The following is a 16,785-nucleotide window of genomic DNA, read 5'->3' as shown; positions in this document are numbered from 1 at the left end:
GCCGGATACTTGAGGGGTCGGTTCGTGACCGCGGTGGGAGGGCTGCCGTGACCTGCGCGGCGTTGCCGCCGGAACTCGTCGAGGATGCGGACGGGGAGGGGGCGGCCGGGCGGCCGGGCATCGCTCCGGCGCTCAGCCCTCCAGCAGGACGATGGCCGCGTGCAGCAGCAGGCCGATCAGCCCGCCGACCAGGGTGCCGTTGTAGCGGATGTACTGCAGGTCGCGGCCCACGCCCAGTTCCAGCTCGCGCACCAGGTGGCGCTCGTCCCAGCCCTTGACCGTCTGGGCGATGTAGTCGGTGACGCCGCCGCGCAGGCGCAGCGCCAGCTTCTCGGCCCCGCCCATCACATGCTGGTTGATCGCCTCGCGCAGTTCCGGATCGCGGCCCAGCGCCGCGCCCAGCCCGGCCAGCGAACTGTCCAGGTGCGAGGCCAGCACCCCGTCCTCGTGCTCCAGGTCCTGGCGCAGCGCGGCGTGGACCTGGTCCCACAGCCCGCTGACGTATTCCTGCACGCTGGGATGGGCGATCAGCTGCTGCTTGATCTGCTCCACCCGCTGCGCCAGCGCCGGGTCCCCGCGCAGGCGCTGCACGTAGCCCTGCAGCCACTGCTCGTAGTCGCGGCGCAGCGGATGCTCCGGCTGCACCAGGATCTCGTTGAGCTCGTCCAGCAGGGCGCGGGCGATGCGCTCGGCCATGCGGTCGGCGATGCCTTCCACCGGCTTGACCCAGTCCACCGTGCCCACCAGCCGCGGCCACTCGCGGCGGGCGTGCCTGACCAGCATGGCGGAGGCGCGCTGCTTGATGTCCTCGCTGTCCAGGTAGCGGCCAAGCCGGCGCAGGGCCTCGTCCAGCACCTCCTGGTGGCGGCCGTCGGCGGTCAGCAGGCCGAGCACGTCGCCGGCGGTGGCCGAGGCGTCCCAGGCGTGCAGGCGCGCGATCACGAACTCGCGGATGCGCTCGCGCACCGCGCGCTCGTCCAGCAGGTCCAGCGCCTGCAGCGCCCAGCCGCGGGCCATGCCGGCCAGCTTGCGCGACTGCTCCGGGCGCGACAGCCACTGGCCCAGGCGCTCGGCCGGATCGAACACCTCCAGCCGCGCCAGCAGGGTCTGCGGCTCGAGGAAGTGGTCGCGCACGAACGCGGCCAGGCTGTCGGCAATGCGCGCCTTGCTGCGCGGGACGATGGCGGTATGCGGGATCGGCAGGCCCAGCGGGCGGCGGAACAGGGCCACCACCGCGAACCAGTCGGCCAGCGCGCCGACCGTGGCCGCCTCGCAGAACGCCGAAACCCAGGCCCACGCGCCCTGGTTGCCCATCACGTGGCTGGTGGCGAAGCCGGCGACCATCGCCAGCAGCATCGCCAGGGCGATGGCCTTCATGCGGCGCAGCTGCGCGGGGCGTGGATCCTGTGTGCTCATGCGGTTCCCGTGGGCATGCCTCCCGCCGCGCCCGGCGCGGTGGCACATGGCAAGGCAGTGTAGCGGCACCGGGGTGTAGCCCGGACAAGGCCGGAGGCTGCATCCGTGGCGCACGCAAGCCGCCCGCCGTGAGGCGGAAGACGTGCTAGCGCATCGTCGGCATCACGAACTCGGCGCCGGATGCACCTTCGGGCCAGCGCGCGGTGATGGTGCGCAGGCGGGTGAAGAAGCGCACGCCATCGGGGCCGTGCATGTGCAGCGGGCCGAACAGCGAGCGCTTCCAGCCGCCGAAGCAGTGGAACGCCATCGGTACCGGGATCGGCACGTTGATCCCGACCATGCCCGCCTGCACCCGCCGCGCATACTCGCGCGCGGCGCCGCCGCTGCGGGTGAACACCGCGGTGCCGTTGCCATACTCGTGGCTGTCGACCAGTGCCAGCGCGGCCTCGAAGTCGGGCACGCGCACCACGCACAGCACCGGGCCGAAGATTTCCTCGCGCCACAGGCGCATGCCTGGCTGCACATGGTCGAACAGGCTGCCGCCCAGGAAGAACCCGGGACCGGAAGCGCAGGGATGGCGGCGACCATCGACCACCAGGGTGGCGCCGTCGGCCACGCCGGCGTCGATCGCAGCGCGCACCCGCGCGCGGTGCGCGGCGTCGACCAGCGGGCCCATGTCCGGATCCTCGATGCCCGGGCCGATGCGCAGGTTGCGCACGCGTTCGGCCAGCGCCGCGACCAGGGCATCGGCGACCTGGTCGCCCACGCACACCGCCACCGAGATCGCCATGCAGCGCTCGCCGGCCGAGCCGTAGGCCGCGCCCAGCAGGGCGTCGGCCGCCAGCGCCACGTCCGCGTCCGGCAGCACCACGGCGTGGTTCTTGGCCCCGCCCAGGGCCTGCACGCGCTTGCCGCGCTCGCTGCCGCGCGCGTACAGCGCCGCGGCCACCGGGGTGGAGCCGACGAAGGACAGGGCCTGCACCCGCGGCTCGTCCAGCAGCGCCTCGACCGCGCCGCGGTCGCCGTTGACCACGTTGAACACGCCCTCCGGCAGCCCCGCCTCGGCGAACAGGCCGGCCAGGTGCAGGGCCGCCGAGGGCACCTTCTCCGAAGGCTTGAGCACGAAGCTGTTGCCGCAGGCCAGCGCCACCGGCGCCATCCACAGCGGGACCATGGCCGGGAAGTTGAACGGGGTGATGCCGGCGACCACGCCCAGCGGCATGCGCTCGCTCCAGCTGTCCACGTCGCGGCCCACCGCGGCCGAGTACTCGCCCTTGAGCAGGTGCGGGATGCCGGAGGAAAACTCCACCACCTCCATGCCGCGGGTGACCTCGCCGCGTGCATCGGACAGGGTCTTGCCGTGCTCGGCGGTGATCAGCCGCGCCAGCACGTCGGCATCGCGCTCGAGCAGCGCCCGCAGCCGGAACATCACCCGCGCCCGTTGCAGCGGCGGCGTGGCCGCCCACGCCGGGAACGCGGCCTGGGCCGCATCCACCGCCGCGCGCACCTCGGCGCCGGAGGCCAGCGGCACCTGCGCGGCCACCTGGCCGGTGGCCGGGTCGAACACGTCGCCGTGGCGGCCGCCGGTGCCGGGCCGGGCCTGGCCGCCGATGTAGTGGTGCAGCTGTCGGGTCATGGCAGCTCCTTCGGATGTGGCCGGCGCGGCCTCAGGGGGCCAGTGCCTCGGTGGCCTGGGTATGGGGAAGCGAAAGCGCGTCGGCCACCGCGCGGTGGGTGATGCACCCGGCATGCACGTTCAGCCCGTTGCGCAGGTGCACGTCGTCGGCCAGGGCCTGCACCAGGCCCTTTTCGGCCAGCTCCAGCACCCGCGGCAGGGTGGCGTTGGTGAGCGCGAAGGTCGAGGTGCGCGCCACCGCGCCGGGCATGTTGGCCACGCAGTAGTGGATGATCCCGTCGACCTCGTAGGTCGGTGCGTCGTGGGTGGTCGGGCGGCTGGTCTCGAAACAGCCGCCCTGGTCGATGGCCACGTCCACCAGCACCGAGCCCGGGCGCATCAGCGCCAGCTGTGCGCGGGTGACCAGCCGCGGCGCGGCGGCGCCGGGCACCAGCACCGCGCCGACCACCAGGTCGCTGCGCGGCAGGCGGTCGTCGATCGAATCGCGGGTGGAATAAAGCGTGGCGATGCGGTCGCCGTACAGTTCGTCGATCTGGCGCAGCCGCTCCAGCGAACGGTCCACGACGGTCACCCGCGCGCCCAGGCCCATGGCCATGCGCGCGGCGTTGAGCCCGACCGTGCCGCCGCCGAGCACCAACACCTCGGCCGGGGCCACGCCGGGCACGCCGCCCAGCAGCACGCCGGAGCCGCCCTGCGCCTTTTCCAGCGCATGCGCGCCGGCCTGGATGGCCATGCGCCCGGCGACCTCGCTCATCGGCGCCAGCAGCGGAAGCCCGCCGCCGGCGTCGGTCACGGTCTCGTAGGCGATGGCGGTCGCGCCGGAGGCCAGCAATGCCTCGGCCTGGGCACGGTCGGGGGCCAGGTGCAGGTAGGCGAACAGCACCTGGCCGGGGCGCAGCATCGCGCACTCGTCCGGCTGCGGCTCCTTGACCTTCACCACCAGCTCGGCGCGGGCGTAGACCTCGGCGGCGCCGTCCACCAGCTGCGCGCCGGCGGCCTCGTAGGCCTCGTCGGCCAGGCCTGCGCCCAGCCCGGCGCCACGCTGCACCAGCACCTGGTGGCCGCGGGCGGACAGTTCGCGCGCGCCGGCCGGGGTGAGGCCGACGCGGTATTCATGGACCTTGGTTTCGGTGGGGACGCCGACGAGCATGGGCGGTTCTCCGTTGCGGAAGCCTTGCCGGCGTCACAGCGTCGCCAGCACCTCGCCCAGCATCGAGAACATGTCGTCGATGTGCCGTCGTTCCACGATCAGCGGTGGCGACAAGGCGATGGTGTCGCCGGTGGTGCGGACCAGCAGGCCCTTGCGGAAGGCCTGTTCCAGCACCTGGTAGCCGCGCGCGCCGGGTGCACCGTCCTGCGGCGCCAGCTCGATCGCGCCGATCAGGCCGTAGTTGCGGATGTCGATGATGTGCGGGCTGCTGCCGCGCAGCGCATGCAGGCCGTCGGCCCAGTAGTCCTCCAGTTCCAGCGCGCGGGTGAGCAGGCCTTCCTCGGCATAGGTATCGAGCGTGGCCAGGGCCGCGGCGCAGGCCAGCGGATGGCCGCTGTAGGTGTAGCCATGGAACAGGTCGATCGCCCCTTCCGGGCCCTGCATGAAGGCCTCATGCACGCGATCGGACACGAACACCGCGCCCATCGGCACGCAGCCGGAGGTCAGGCCCTTGGCCACGGTCATCATGTCCGGGGTGACCCCGAAGCGCTGCGCCGCGAACGGCGCGCCGACGCGGCCGAAGCCGGTGATCACCTCGTCGAAGACCAGCAGGATGCCGTACTTGTCGCAGATCTCGCGCAGGCGCTGCAGGTAGCCCGGCGGCGGCAGGATCACCCCGGCCGAGCCGGAGACCGGCTCCACGATCACCGCGGCGATGGTGGACGGGTCGTGCAGCTGCACCAGCCGCTCCAGGTCCTCGGCCAGCTCCACGCCGTGCGGCGGCAGGCCACGCGAGAACGCATTGCGGGCGATGTCCAGGGTGTGGCGCATATGGTCCACCCCTGGCAGGCCGGGGCCGAACCACTTGCGGTTGTTGGGCAGGCCGCCGACCGAGATGCCGCCGAAGCCGACGCCGTGGTAGGCCTTCTCGCGGCCGATCAGCTTCGTGCGCTGGCCCTCGCCGCGGGCGCGGTGCCAGGCGATGGCGATCTTCAGCGCGGTATCCACCGACTCGGAGCCGGAGTTGGTGAAGAACACATGGTCCAGCGGCCGCGGCGCCAGTTCCTTCAGCCGCCCGGCCAGCTCGAACGGCAGCGGCGAGCCCATCTGGAAGTGCGGGGCGAAGTCCATGGTCGCGGCCTGGCGCGCGATCGCCTGGACGATGCGCGGGCGCGCATGGCCGGCGTTGCAGCACCACAGCCCGGCGGTGCCGTCCAGGATCGGGCGGCCCTCGACGTCGCGGTAGTACATGCCCTCGGCCGCGGCCAGCAGGCGCGGGCTGCGCCTGAACTGGCGGTTGGCGGTGAACGGCATCCAGAAGGCGTCCATCGACGCCGGGGCGGTCAGTCCCGGTGCGGTCGCTCCGGGAGCGGGGAAGGCGTCGTCACGACTCATGCGCAGGCTCCGTTCGGGAGGGCGGGGCCGGCACCCGCCTGGGCGGGGGCCGTTCGATAAATTCAACGCTGGGGCGAGTCTAAGCCAAAAAAATTGACCGTGGCGGGGTGCCATGTAAAGTATCCGGCAACACGCCGGCGCGTCCGGCAGCGGAGCAGACCTACGCGGATGGACATCGGCGCACGCCTGCAGCGGGTACGCACGGCCCGCGGCCTCAGCCAGCGCGAGCTGGCCCGTCGCGTGGGCGTCACCAACAGCACGATCTCGCTGATCGAGCAGAACAAGGTCAGTCCCTCGGTCAGCTCGCTGAAGAAGGTGCTGGACGGCATCCCGATCTCTCTGGCCGACTTCTTCACCCAGGACCTGGATCCCGGCGAGCCGGAGCAGCCGTTCTACGCGGCGGCCGAACTGCCGGACGTGGGCAACAACGACATCCACTATTTCCTGGTGGGCCAGCGCCGGCCGCAGCGGCAGATGTGCATCCTGCGCGAGGTGATGCCGCCGGGCAGCGACACCGGCGAGGCCATGCTGGTGCACGAGGGCGAGGAGGGCGGCGTCATCGTCTCCGGCCAGGTCGAGGTGACCGTCGGCAGCCAGGTGCGCGTGCTCGGGCCCGGCGACGCGTACTACTTCGAGAGCCGGATCCCGCACCGTTTCCGCAACGTGGGCGAGGGCGAGGCGGTGATCGTCAGCGCCAACACGCCGGCGACGTTCTGAGGCGCAGCATGGACCGCGAGCAGGCCGAACGCACCGCCGGCACCCCGCTGGAGCCGGCGCGCGCCTGCCGCGCGCGTGGAGCGGCGCGCAGCCCCGCCACCGCAAGCCGCGGTCCGTGCTGCTGGCGGCGTCCGCCATCCCGGGCCGCGCTGCGCCGGCCCGCGCCAGCGGCGTGCCTTCCACCGGGGCACTGGCGGCGCCCGCGATCCGCAAGCGCCTGCCGGCCTGGGTCGGCCTGCCTGCGTGGCTGGTCGGGCTGTGGTGGTTCCGGCCGCCGCCCAGGCCGGCACATATCGAAGCACTCTGACCGGCCCGCCGGTCATTCCCTTTAGAGAATCCGGAGGCGATCCATGTCCACCCCACGTACCCGCGCCGACTGGCAGGCCATGGCCGACGGGCTGCAACTGCGCACCCGCGCCTTCATCGACGGCCAGTACGTCGATGCGGCCGACGGCCGTACCTTCGCCTGCACCAGTCCGATCGACGGCCGCGTGCTGGGCCAGGTGGCGCGCTGCGGCCAGGCCGACGTCGAGCGCGCGGTGCGCGCGGCGCGGCGCAGCTTCGAGGCCGGGCACTGGTCGCGGGCCAAGCCGGTCAAGCGCAAGAAGGTACTGCAGAGGCTGACCGCGCTGATCGAGCAGCACGCCGACGAGCTGGCCCTGCTGGAAACCCTGGACATGGGCAAGCCGATCGACGACGCGCGCAACGTCGACCTGGCCGCCACCATCCGCTGCTTCGGCTGGACCGCCGAGGCGCTGGACAAGGTCTACGGCGAGGTCGCGCCCACCGGCGAGGACGAACTGGGCCTGGTCACCCGCGAACCGCTGGGCGTGGTCGCCGCGATCGTGCCGTGGAACTTCCCGCTGCTGATGGCGGCCTGGAAGCTGGCCCCGGCGCTGGCCATGGGCAACTCGGTGGTGCTCAAGCCCTCGGAGAAGTCGCCGTTGAGCGCGCTGCGCCTGGCCGAGCTGGTGGCCGAGGCCGGCATCCCCGAAGGCGTGTTCAACGTCCTGCCCGGCTACGGCCAGGAAGCGGGCGAGGCCCTGGCCCTGCACATGGACGTGGACGGGCTGGTGTTCACCGGTTCCACCGCGGTGGGCAAGCGCCTGCTGCAGTGCGCCGGCCTGTCCAACATGAAGCGCGCGTACATGGAGTGCGGCGGCAAGAGCCCGAACATCGTGTTTGCCGATGCCCCCGACCTGGACAAGGCGGCCGAGGCCGCGGCGGTGGGCATCTTCTACAACCAGGGCGAGGTCTGCACCGCGGCCTCGCGCCTGCTGGTGGAGCGCAGCATCAAGGACGAGTTCGTCGCCCGCGTGGTCGAGGCCGGCCGCAAGATGCAGCCGCGCCACCCGCTGGAGCCGGGCGCGCCGATGGGCGCCCTGGTCGACGAGACCCAGACCAGGCGCGTGCTGGACTACATCGCCAGGGGCCAGGCCGAGGGCGCGAAGCTGGCCCTGGGGGGCAAGCGCATCGCCCCAGTGGAAGGTGGCTGCTATGTCGAGCCGACCGTGTTCGACGAGGTGCGCCCGGAGCACACCATCTCCCGCGAGGAGATCTTCGGCCCGGTGCTGGCGGTGATCCCGTTCGACGACGAGGCCCAGGCACTGGAGATCGCCAACGACACCGAATACGGCCTGGCTGCCGGCGTGTGGACCGCCAACCTCGCCCGCGCCCACCGCGTCGCCCGCGGCCTGCGCGCCGGCAGCGTCTGGGTCAACTACTGGGACGGCGGTGACATGACCGCGCCCTTCGGCGGCTACAAGCAGTCCGGCAATGGCCGCGACAAGTCGCTGCACGCCTTCGACAAGTACACCGAGATCAAGGCCACCTGGATCAACCTGGCGGATTGAGCCGCGGTGCCACCGCCCGCGGAGGCAGCGCGCGGCACGCCTGCGTGCCATTGCTGCGTGCCGGCCGCGTTCGCCGTGGCCATCGTGCTGCTGGTGGCGACGGTCCTGCCGATGCACCGGGTACGCAAGGCGCAGCGTGCGCAACGGATGGAGGCAGGCCCAGGGCGCGCGGGCCCATGCCATCCGGGCGATTGCGTGCTCGCCGCGCAGGTGGTCTTCGGCTACGTCTGCCCGCGCCATGCCGTGGTGGCCGTCGCCGCGGTCCAGCGTTTCCGCCGCCGGCCCCGCGGGGGACGGCGCCACCGGCGGTTCACGCCGCCTCCTGTGCCGCAGGCGTATGTAGGGGACGGGGCGACTTAGGGCTTATATCCAGGTTCCCTTCCACGATGCATGCTGGACCGCCCCAGGCCCGTCGCCACCGATTCCTCCGCTTGCCGCCTGTTTGGAGTCCCCTGCATGCAGTCACCCGCCGCCAGCCAATCCAAAGCTGCCGCACAGCTGGAAGACCGGTGGGAAGCGCTTGACAAGGCCATGGCGCTGGCGGAGTTCTCGCTCGATGGCCGGCTCATCTCCGCCAATCCCAGGTTCCTGGCCCTGCTGCGGCTGGCGCCGGAGCACGTGGGCACGTTGCACCATGCCCAGCTGTGCCCGGCGGGCCAGGCGCAAAGCCAGGCCTACGAGGCGATGTGGCAGTCCCTGTGTGCCGGCCACGAGTTCTCGGGCGTGGTCGAGCGGCTGTGCAGCGACGGCAGTTCCTGCTGGCTGGAAGCGCTCTATGCCCCGGTGCGCGACAGGCAGGGCGTGGTCAACCACATCATGATGGTCGCCACCGATGTCACCCAGAGCAAGCGCACGGAGCTGGCAAGGCGGGACCACCTGTGGCGCCTGTCGCTGGTGGCCGACACCACCGATGCGGCGATCGTGATCACCGACGCGAATTCGCGGGTGGTCTACAGCAACGACGGCTTCCACCGCATGTTCGGCTGGACCCTGCGCGAGCTGCAGGACCAGAAGATGCTGGAACTGCTGGCGCGGCAATCGCCGGTCGAGTTGTTCGAGCGCATCCGCGGCGACCTGCGCCAGGGGCGTGCGGCGGAAATGGAAGAGGTGGTGACCGGCAAGGGCGGGCGGCGCTACTGGGGCAAGATCATCTGCAACCCCGTCATGGATGCCCAGGGCCAGTGGGCCTACACCGTTTCGGTACTGCTGGACATCACCAAGACCAAGATCCACGAGGTGCTGCACCACCGCGCCCTGCAGGCCATGTCCAGCGACCTGCCGCTGATGCAGGTGCTGGAGGTGGTGTGCGAGGAGGTCGAGCGCCTGGCCCCGGAGGTGTGCGCGTCGATCCTGCAGGTGGACGAGCAGGGCCTGCTGCATCCACTGGCCAGTCCCAGCCTGCCGTTCAGCTATTCCTCGCAGCTGGACGGCGTGCCGATCGGGCCGCAGGTGGGTTCCTGCGGTGCCGCCGCCTGGCGCAAGAGCCCGGTGCTGGTCACCGACATCGCCACCGATCCGCTATGGGCGGATTTCCGCCACCTGGTCCTGCCGCTGGGCTTCAATGTCTGCTGGTCCACGCCCATCCTGCGCAAGGATGGCAGGGTGCTGGGGACGTTCGCCTTCTATTACCGCCAGAACAGTCCGGTGGTGGCGTCCAGTTTCCACCAGCAGCTGGTGGAAGCCTGTACGGACCTTTGCGCCCTGGCCATGGAACGGGAGACGGCGCGCCAGCGGATCCGGCAGCTGGCGTTCCATGACGCGCTCACCGGCCTGCCCAACCGCAGCCTGCTGGAAACCCAGGTGGCGCTGCTGCTGGACGCGGCCCAGGAGAGCGACCAGCGCGTGGCCGTCCTGCACGTGGACCTGGACCGCTTCAAGAGCATCAACGACTCCCTCGGGCATGCCAGCGGCGATGCACTGCTGCGGGAAGTGGCCGTGCGCGCCAGGGAACTGGTGCACCAGGGCGGCGTGGCGGGGCGCCTGCCGGGCGATGAGTTCGTCCTGGCCCTGCCCCTGCGTGCCGGGGAGGAGGTCAATGCCCTGGTCGAGCGCTGGCAGGCGCACCTGGTGCGCATGCTGCAGCTGCCCGATGCCCGGGTGGACCTGAGCGTCAGCGTGGGCGTGGCCATGTATCCGCAGGACGGTACGGCCGGCTGGCGCAGGGCTACAGCTTCGCCAGGCCGATGGCGCCGCAGGACCTGCCGGGCTGGATCGCGGGGCAGGGCATCGCTGCTCCGGGCGCCTGATACCGCCTGCGCTGGCCAGCCAGGCCTGGTGGAGCAGCGCCCGGCCGAACGCGCGCGGCGCAGCGGCAGGATGGAGGGGCGGCCAGTGCGGCCAATCCCGGCGCAGGCAATCGTGCGAACCGTTGGCGGATGTCGATCGCCAGGGGAATGGGTTCCCGCATGGCTCCACCTGCCGCGGCAATCTCCGGGAGGCCACCTGCACGCAACGGGAGCACGCTGGCGTTCGATCTCCCCAAAGCTGGAGCCTGCCTGGGCATTGCCGTCCCGTGGCGTTCGCGGGCACCGTTTCGAGGAGCTTGCGGGCCGGGTGTCCGGGCGAGGGGTTTTCGCGCAAGCGGGCCATGAGCGGGTGAGCGTCATGGCCCCGGGCGTTCCTGCCGTGGCGGGCAGGCCTGCCTGCACGTGAACCCGCCCCTGTCCGCGGGGTGTCCGGCGTGGCAGCAGCCGGTTACGGTTCGTCGGTTGCCTGAAACCGGGAACCACCCACGGAGGACGCTCGCTCGATGAAGACCCAGTATTACGTGGCTTCCACCCTCGATGGATTCATTGCTACGGAGGGCGACTCGCTGGATTGGCTGTTCCCCTTGGGCAGCCTGGAGGAGTCCAGCTATCCAGAGTTCATCCGTGATGTCGGTGCGTTGGCCATGGGGGCGGCGACGTACGAGTGGATGCTGCGCAACGCGGAAACGGTCGCCAGGGAAACGGGGTCTCCCTGGCCGTACACGCAGCCCGCCTGGGTATTCACCCGGCGCAACCTGCCAACTGTTCCAAATGCGGACATCAGGTTTGTGCAGGGCGACGTCGTCGCCGTCCACCGCGAGATGAGCAGGGTGGCGGATGGCAAGAACATCTGGGTCGTTGGCGGGGGAGACCTCGCCGGGCAGTTCCACGATGCCGGGCTGCTCGACGAGCTGATCGTCCAGATCGGTTCGGCGACCCTTGGCGCCGGCAAGCCATTGTTCCCGCGCCAGGTCCTGAGTCCGGCGCTGCACCTGGCATCCGTGCGGAAGCTGGGGGGCGAGATGGTCGAGCTGCGTTACCAGATCCGCAGGGACGCCGCAGCTGCAGGTTAGTTCCGTTTCCGGATGTCCGGCGAAGGGAATGCCGGCACCGGTTGCGCGGTGCCGGCATCGGCAGATGGCCTACTTCCTTGCCTTTCCGGCCTCGCGCGCGGCTGCGGTGATGGCGGTGGCCAGTAGGGCGCGAAGCAGGGTGTTCATGGCGATGTCCTTGGGTGGGCGCCGGCCGCTGCGGGGGCAGCGGCGAGGGGCGCGATGTATCGGGGCTTCAGTCAGCTGGCGAGGCGCAGCTCCACCTCGATGTTGCCGCGGGTGGCGTTGGAGTACGGGCAGACCTGGTGGGCCTGCCCGACCAGCGACTGCAGGGTGTCGCGATCGATCTCCGGAGCGGAGATGGTGAGCGTGGCCTGCAGGCCGAAGCCACCACCCAGCGGGCCGATGCCGATACCGGCGGTCACCGAGGTCGAGGCCGGCAGGGCGATCTTCTGCTTGCCGGCGACGAACTTCAGCGCACTGAGGAAACAGGCCGAATAGCCTGCGGCGAACAGCTGCTCCGGGTTGGTGCCGTCGCCACCCGAGCCGCCCAGTTCGCGCGGGGTGGACAGGGCCAGGTCGAGCCTGCCGTCGGAAGTGGAAGCACGGCCTTCGCGGCCGCCGGTGGAGGTGGCGGTGCCGGTGTAGAGGATCTTCTCGGGGGGCATGGTGGGCTCCTTGGATGGGGCCGGAGCGGCGCATCCGGCGAGGCCTACTGTGCCGCCGTCCCGCGGGCGCGGGCGGCCGTGGCGTCCGGAAAACTTGGCCGGGCGTCCGGGCAGGGCTGCGCGCCGGTTTGCGTGCGAGGTTGCGTCCACCGCACGGGCATGGCGCCTGTGATTAGGGCTGGACGGTGGTTTCCGTGCTCGTGACGCCGGTGTTCAGGCGCTCGTGCGCCCCGGGGATGCGCCGCGTTCACCTGCCGGCGTCGACCATCGCCTGGCCATCCAGGAAAGAGGACGCATCGATGAGGACACTGCTACTGCCGGCGCTGGTCGCCGCGCTTTGCCTGCCGGCATGCCGCCAGGAACACCCGGCCGACCCGGCGCGGGACAATCCCGCGCCCACCGCCGAAGCGCACCAGCCGGAGGCCGATGCACGCTACGCCACCGGCGCGCAGGAAACCCGGGTAGGCGAGGACCCGGAAGCCGACGAGCAGCGCCCCCGCGCCCAGCGTTGAGTCCGCGTACGGCCTTTGCAGCGACGTGCTGCGCTTCGCCTGCGGTCGCCCCACTTCCGTGGCCCTGCCACGCCACCCCCACCAATCACCAATCCCCGGATCCCGGCCTCAATAGAACATCGCCACCGGAGCCGGCGTAGCGGCCTCGGCCTTGTCGACCACGCCCGGGATTGGCTGGGACCGTGGGAACTGGCGGCGCAAGGTGTTCACGCCGTCCTGCGGCCGCGCCAGCTCGACCAGGTCGGCGCGGTCGCGGCGGCGTTCGTCGGTGGAGATGTCCTTGCGCTTGTCGCGCTCGTCGACCAGTTCCGGCCGCACTTCGCCATCGCGGCTGAACGACCAGGCCAGCATCGCCGGGCCCAGCGGCATCCTGTCGCCGGGCTGCACGCCGTCTCGCGTGTGCCAGGTATGCCAGGTCTTGCCATAGCTGTTCATCTTGGAGCGCATCAGCTCCTTCTCCGCTGCCTCGGGCAGGTTGGGCGCGACCAGCTGGCCGGACAGGATCTCGCCGTTGTGCGGATGCCAGTAGCCGCGTTCGTCCTCCGGCAGCGACTCGTAAAGCGTCTCGGAGATGATGTACTCGATGCCGGTGAGGTTGGCCTCGGCCCCGTTGCCGTCGAACAGCGTGCACTGGGCGAAGTCCTCGTTGACCTGGCGGCAGAAGTGGTGCGCCTCCATCTGCTGCAACGGATGGTCCTTCATCGGATGGAAGCCGACCACGTACATGTCCATCTTTCCCAGCGGCCCATTGCCCTGCAGCAGGGCAGCGCCGGCCTCCAGGGCACTGGTACGGGCGGACTCGTCCGCGCCGGGCGGCGTTACCGCCGGATCGACGCGGTCGCCGCCGGTGCAGGCGGCAAGGGCGAGGGCCAGCAGGGGCAATGCGGCGCGGGTCCGGTGCATGGCGGGGGGCCTCCATCGGGGAGGCCGGGATAGCACGCAGGTGATCGTCATGCGGTGAAGCGCCGGCCTGGCACGCCGCGCAGGCACCGGATCGCGGGAAGCACGCACTCCCGCCGTGCGGTCGGGAAGCAACGTCGACGTCAACGGACAGGCGCGAGGCATTGACGCCATGCTTCCCCGCGCGGGGCTACGGTCGGGCTTCCCCATCGCAGGAGGCCGCCATGGCCAGGTCCAATCCCACCACCCCCGACGCGCCCGAGGACGAGGTCTGCCTGGGCGAGGACGGCGTGCCGCTGCAACAGCAGGGGCCTGAACTGAAGGACCCGCGTTCGGTCGCGGCGATCGACAACATCGGCGTGGACGACCAGGCCGACCTGCTCGACGTGGCGCTGGACGAGGAGCCCGGCGACCGCGATGCCTATGGCCGCTCGTTCGCCGACGACGTGCGCAGCGACGCGCCGCATGGCATCCGCGACAGTGGCGAAGACTGAGCCGCAGGCGGGCGCGGACGACGGCGGATTCACGCTGCTGCGTCTGCAATGCGGGCTCCTTCCCAAGCGGACATGCCCATGAACGATGCTTCCACGCCCGTGACCGTCGCCGCCGTCGACCTGCAGCGTTACCTCGGCACCTGGTACGAGATCGCGCGCCTGCCGATGCGCCACGAGCCGGCGGACTACACCGACATCACCGCGACCTATTCGCTCAACCCGGGCGGCAGCGTGCGGGTGCTCAACCGCGCGCGCGACGGCGAGGGCGAGCCGCAGGAGTCCGAGGGCGAGGCCACCGTGGTCGAGGGCAGCGGCAACGCAAAGCTGGAAGTGAGCTTCATGCCCGACGGGCTGAAGTGGATTCCGTTCACCAAGGGCGACTACTGGATCCTGCGCCTGGACCCGGACTACCACACCGCCCTGGTCGGTTCGCCGGACCACAAGTACCTGTGGCTGCTGGCGCGCGAGCCAGTGTTGCCGGCGCCGGTGCAGCAGGATTTCCTGGACACGGCGCGGGCGCAGGGCTACGAACTGCAGGACCTGATCCTCACCCCGCACACGGGCAATCCGGTGCGTTGAGCAGTCCGGCCGGCCACCCTGTCCTGGGCGAGGGCAGGGGGCCGGCCCGTCCCGGGCCTGGAAGGCGCATGCCGTCGTCCCGGTGTGCGCCTCGTGCAAAGGAAGCACCCTGCTCCCGCCGGGAACCTGGATGGCCTGTCGCCGCCTCCCCGGTGCGCTTGGCTTACCCGGCCACGGTGGCGGTGGCGGGTTTTGTTGCAGCGGTGACTACCCGTGCATGCCGCGCCGGGGCCGATAGAATCGGCGCTTCCACGCCAACAACACCCCACGCCATGACCGGTCCGGATGTCTTCCTGCGCGGCAGCATCGTCGCGCTCGTCACGCCCATGCACGACGACGGCAGCGTCGACTACGACGCGCTGCGCAAACTCGTGGACTGGCACGTGGCCGAAGGCACCGACTGCATCGGCGTGGTCGGCACCACCGGCGAGTCGCCCACGGTCAGCGTCGAGGAGCATTGCGAGATCATCCGCGTCGCGGTCGAGCAGGCGGCTGGACGGGTGCCGGTAATGGCCGGCTGCGGCGGCAATTCCACCGCCGAAGCGATCGCCCTCGCCGAATACGCGCGCAAGGTCGGGGCGCACAGCCAGTTGCAGGTGGTGCCGTACTACAACAAGCCCGGCCAGGAAGGGCAGTACCGCCACTTCCGCGCCATTGCCGAGGCCACCGGCGACCTGCCGGTGGTGCTGTACAACGTGCCCGGCCGCACCGGCGCCGACCTGCAGCACGACACCGTGCTGCGCCTGGCCCAGGTACCGGGGATCGCCGGCATCAAGGAAGCCACCGGCAACATCGAGCGCGCCCAGTGGCTGGTGCGCGAGGCGCCCCCCGGGTTCGCAGTGTTCTCCGGCGACGACGCCACCGCGGTGGCACTGATGCTGTGCGGCGGCCATGGCAATGTCAGCGTGACCGCCAACGTCGCCCCGCGGCTGATGCGCGAACTGTGCGCCGCGGCGCTGGCGAAGGACGTGGAGGCAGCCATGCGCATCCAGCTGCGCCTGCTGCCGCTGCACCGCCAGCTGTTCTGCGAGGCCAATCCGATCCCGGTGAAGTGGGCGCTCAAGCGCCTGGGCCGCATCGGTGGCCACTTGCGCCTGCCGCTGACCGAGCTGGAGCCCGCCAACCAGGCAAAGGTCGAGGCCGCGTTGTGCGAGGCCGGCCTGCTCGAAGGCTGACGGGCTTCGCCGCACACTCACGCCGCGTGCCGGACACTCCCCCGGTCTGGCGGGAGGGACCATGGGCGCGGGAACCGGCGGGGTACGCATCGGCTGCGCCGGCTGGTCCATCCCGGGCCGCCACGCAGCGCTGTTCGGCGCGGGCGACAGCGCACTGGCGCGTTATGCCACGCGCTTCGACGTGGTCGAGGTCAATTCCTCGTTCTACCGCCCGCACCAGCACGCCACCTGGCGGCGCTGGGCCGCCGCGGTGCCGCGCGGCTTCCGCTTCTCGGTGAAACTGCCGCAGGAGATCTCGCACGAACTGGGGCTGCGCGGCGCCGGCCCCGCGCTGGACCGCTTCCTGGAGCAGGTCGATGGCCTGGGCCGGAAGCTTGGCGGCTTCCTGTTGCAGTTGCCGCCCGGACTGGAACTGGACGCGCGTAGCGCATCGGCGTTCTTCGCCATGTTCCGCCGCCGCAGCGACGTGCCGCTGGCGTGCGAGCCCCGCCATCCCGGCTGGTTCACGCCACGCGCGGAGGACCTGCTGCGGCGGTACGACGTGGCCCGGGTGGCGGCCGATCCGCCGCGGGTGCCCGGCGGCGACGCGCCTGCGGCCGCGCCGCGCTGGCGCTATTGGCGCTGGCATGGCTCGCCCCGGATCTACTACAGCGACTACGCAGAGCCGGCCTTGCGCGAACTGGCCACACAGGTGCGCGCGGCGACGGGCAGGGGGCAGCGCTGGGTGGTGTTCGACAACACCGCGCACGGCTTCGCGATCCCCGACGCGGCGCGGCTGCAGGAGTTGCTGCATGGGGACGTGCCGAAGCAGGCCCGCGGTTGACCTGCACAGGGAGGCCACCCCGGACTCGCCGGCGGCATCGCTTCCGGTCCTGCGCATCGGCCATCCCAATCCCTGGTTCGCCTTGCTGGCCGAAGTGCGACGGCGCTCCATGGCGGACGCGCCGTGCCGGTGGGTTCTCGCAGGTGGTCATCATCGGCAGCACGGACGC

The 16,785-nt window shown here is 71.3% G+C and carries 15 protein-coding genes; 9 read left to right on the top strand and 6 right to left on the bottom strand.

The genetic code is table 11. From position 1 onward, the window contains the following. Window positions 1–132: 132 nt before the first annotated feature. The 4 genes from PSEJ31_RS0105310 to PSEJ31_RS0105295 form a co-directional block, all read right to left on the bottom strand. Complete coding sequence (locus PSEJ31_RS0105310) at window positions 133–1,377, bottom strand: DUF445 family protein (RefSeq protein ID WP_037034507.1); 1,245 nt, start codon at window positions 1,375–1,377, stop codon at window positions 133–135. Window positions 1,378–1,561: 184 nt separating this feature from the next. Next, window positions 1,562–3,052 carry a CoA-acylating methylmalonate-semialdehyde dehydrogenase gene (locus tag PSEJ31_RS0105305; protein WP_028914866.1) on the bottom strand — a complete coding sequence of 497 codons (1,491 nt, stop codon included), beginning with the start codon at window positions 3,050–3,052 and terminating at the stop codon, window positions 1,562–1,564. 31 nt (window positions 3,053–3,083) lie between these two features. Further along, window positions 3,084–4,202, bottom strand: a complete 1,119-nt coding sequence (gene ald / locus PSEJ31_RS0105300) for an alanine dehydrogenase (protein WP_028914865.1) — start codon at window positions 4,200–4,202, stop codon at window positions 3,084–3,086. Window positions 4,203–4,235: 33 nt separating this feature from the next. Further along, window positions 4,236–5,531, bottom strand: a complete 1,296-nt coding sequence (locus PSEJ31_RS0105295; protein WP_125109082.1) for an aspartate aminotransferase family protein — start codon at window positions 5,529–5,531, stop codon at window positions 4,236–4,238. A gap of 234 nt (window positions 5,532–5,765) precedes the next feature. Between PSEJ31_RS0105295 and PSEJ31_RS0105290 the strand changes: the two genes are divergently transcribed. The 4 genes from PSEJ31_RS0105290 (at window position 5,766) to PSEJ31_RS0105265 (ending at window position 11,486) form a co-directional block, all read left to right on the top strand. Further along, on the top strand, window positions 5,766–6,314 hold the full coding sequence (locus PSEJ31_RS0105290) for a cupin domain-containing protein (RefSeq protein WP_019397864.1): 549 nt from the start codon (window positions 5,766–5,768) through the stop codon (window positions 6,312–6,314). 350 nt (window positions 6,315–6,664) lie between these two features. Then, window positions 6,665–8,167: an aldehyde dehydrogenase gene (locus tag PSEJ31_RS0105280; protein ID WP_028914862.1), complete on the top strand. Its 1,503-nt coding sequence runs from the start codon at window positions 6,665–6,667 to the stop codon at window positions 8,165–8,167. Between the two features lie 456 nt (window positions 8,168–8,623). Next, window positions 8,624–10,819, top strand: a complete 2,196-nt coding sequence (locus PSEJ31_RS15695; protein WP_232210975.1) for a GGDEF and EAL domain-containing protein — start codon at window positions 8,624–8,626, stop codon at window positions 10,817–10,819. 97 nt (window positions 10,820–10,916) lie between these two features. Further along, on the top strand, window positions 10,917–11,486 hold the full coding sequence (locus PSEJ31_RS0105265; protein WP_019397868.1) for a dihydrofolate reductase family protein: 570 nt from the start codon (window positions 10,917–10,919) through the stop codon (window positions 11,484–11,486). Window positions 11,487–11,704: 218 nt separating this feature from the next. Here the strand turns inward: PSEJ31_RS0105265 and PSEJ31_RS0105260 are convergent, their stop codons facing one another. After that, window positions 11,705–12,133: an organic hydroperoxide resistance protein gene (locus tag PSEJ31_RS0105260; RefSeq protein ID WP_028914860.1), complete on the bottom strand. Its 429-nt coding sequence runs from the start codon at window positions 12,131–12,133 to the stop codon at window positions 11,705–11,707. 299 nt (window positions 12,134–12,432) lie between these two features. Here PSEJ31_RS0105260 and PSEJ31_RS15690 point away from each other — a divergent pair, with 299 nt between their 5' ends. Beyond that, window positions 12,433–12,645: a hypothetical protein gene (locus tag PSEJ31_RS15690; RefSeq protein WP_019397870.1), complete on the top strand. Its 213-nt coding sequence runs from the start codon at window positions 12,433–12,435 to the stop codon at window positions 12,643–12,645. A 108-nt stretch (window positions 12,646–12,753) separates the two neighbouring features. Here the strand turns inward: PSEJ31_RS15690 and PSEJ31_RS0105250 are convergent, their stop codons facing one another. After that, window positions 12,754–13,548, bottom strand: coding sequence for an OBAP family protein (locus tag PSEJ31_RS0105250; RefSeq protein WP_232210974.1), 795 nt, complete (start codon window positions 13,546–13,548; stop codon window positions 12,754–12,756). Window positions 13,549–13,769: 221 nt separating this feature from the next. Between PSEJ31_RS0105250 and PSEJ31_RS0105245 the strand changes: the two genes are divergently transcribed. The 4 genes from PSEJ31_RS0105245 (at window position 13,770) to PSEJ31_RS0105230 (ending at window position 16,616) form a co-directional block, all read left to right on the top strand. Beyond that, window positions 13,770–14,039 carry a hypothetical protein gene (locus PSEJ31_RS0105245; RefSeq protein ID WP_019397872.1) on the top strand — a complete coding sequence of 90 codons (270 nt, stop codon included), beginning with the start codon at window positions 13,770–13,772 and terminating at the stop codon, window positions 14,037–14,039. Window positions 14,040–14,117: 78 nt separating this feature from the next. Beyond that, window positions 14,118–14,618, top strand: coding sequence for a lipocalin family protein (locus PSEJ31_RS0105240; RefSeq protein ID WP_028914858.1), 501 nt, complete (start codon window positions 14,118–14,120; stop codon window positions 14,616–14,618). Between the two features lie 272 nt (window positions 14,619–14,890). Beyond that, the gene (gene dapA / locus PSEJ31_RS0105235) at window positions 14,891–15,793 is read left to right on the top strand and encodes a 4-hydroxy-tetrahydrodipicolinate synthase (RefSeq protein WP_028914857.1); all 903 of its coding nucleotides are present in this window, start codon (window positions 14,891–14,893) and stop codon (window positions 15,791–15,793) included. 61 nt (window positions 15,794–15,854) lie between these two features. Further along, a complete protein-coding gene (locus PSEJ31_RS0105230) occupies window positions 15,855–16,616 on the top strand; it encodes a DUF72 domain-containing protein (RefSeq protein ID WP_028914856.1) in 762 nt (253 codons plus the stop codon). The last annotated feature ends 169 nt before the right edge of the window (window positions 16,617–16,785 follow it).

It is taken from the genome of Pseudoxanthomonas sp. J31, assembly GCF_000510725.1.
Classification (GTDB): domain Bacteria; phylum Pseudomonadota; class Gammaproteobacteria; order Xanthomonadales; family Xanthomonadaceae; genus Pseudoxanthomonas.
The sequence above is the reverse complement of the archived record's forward strand: the minus strand, read 5'-3'. Positions and strand labels throughout refer to the sequence as shown.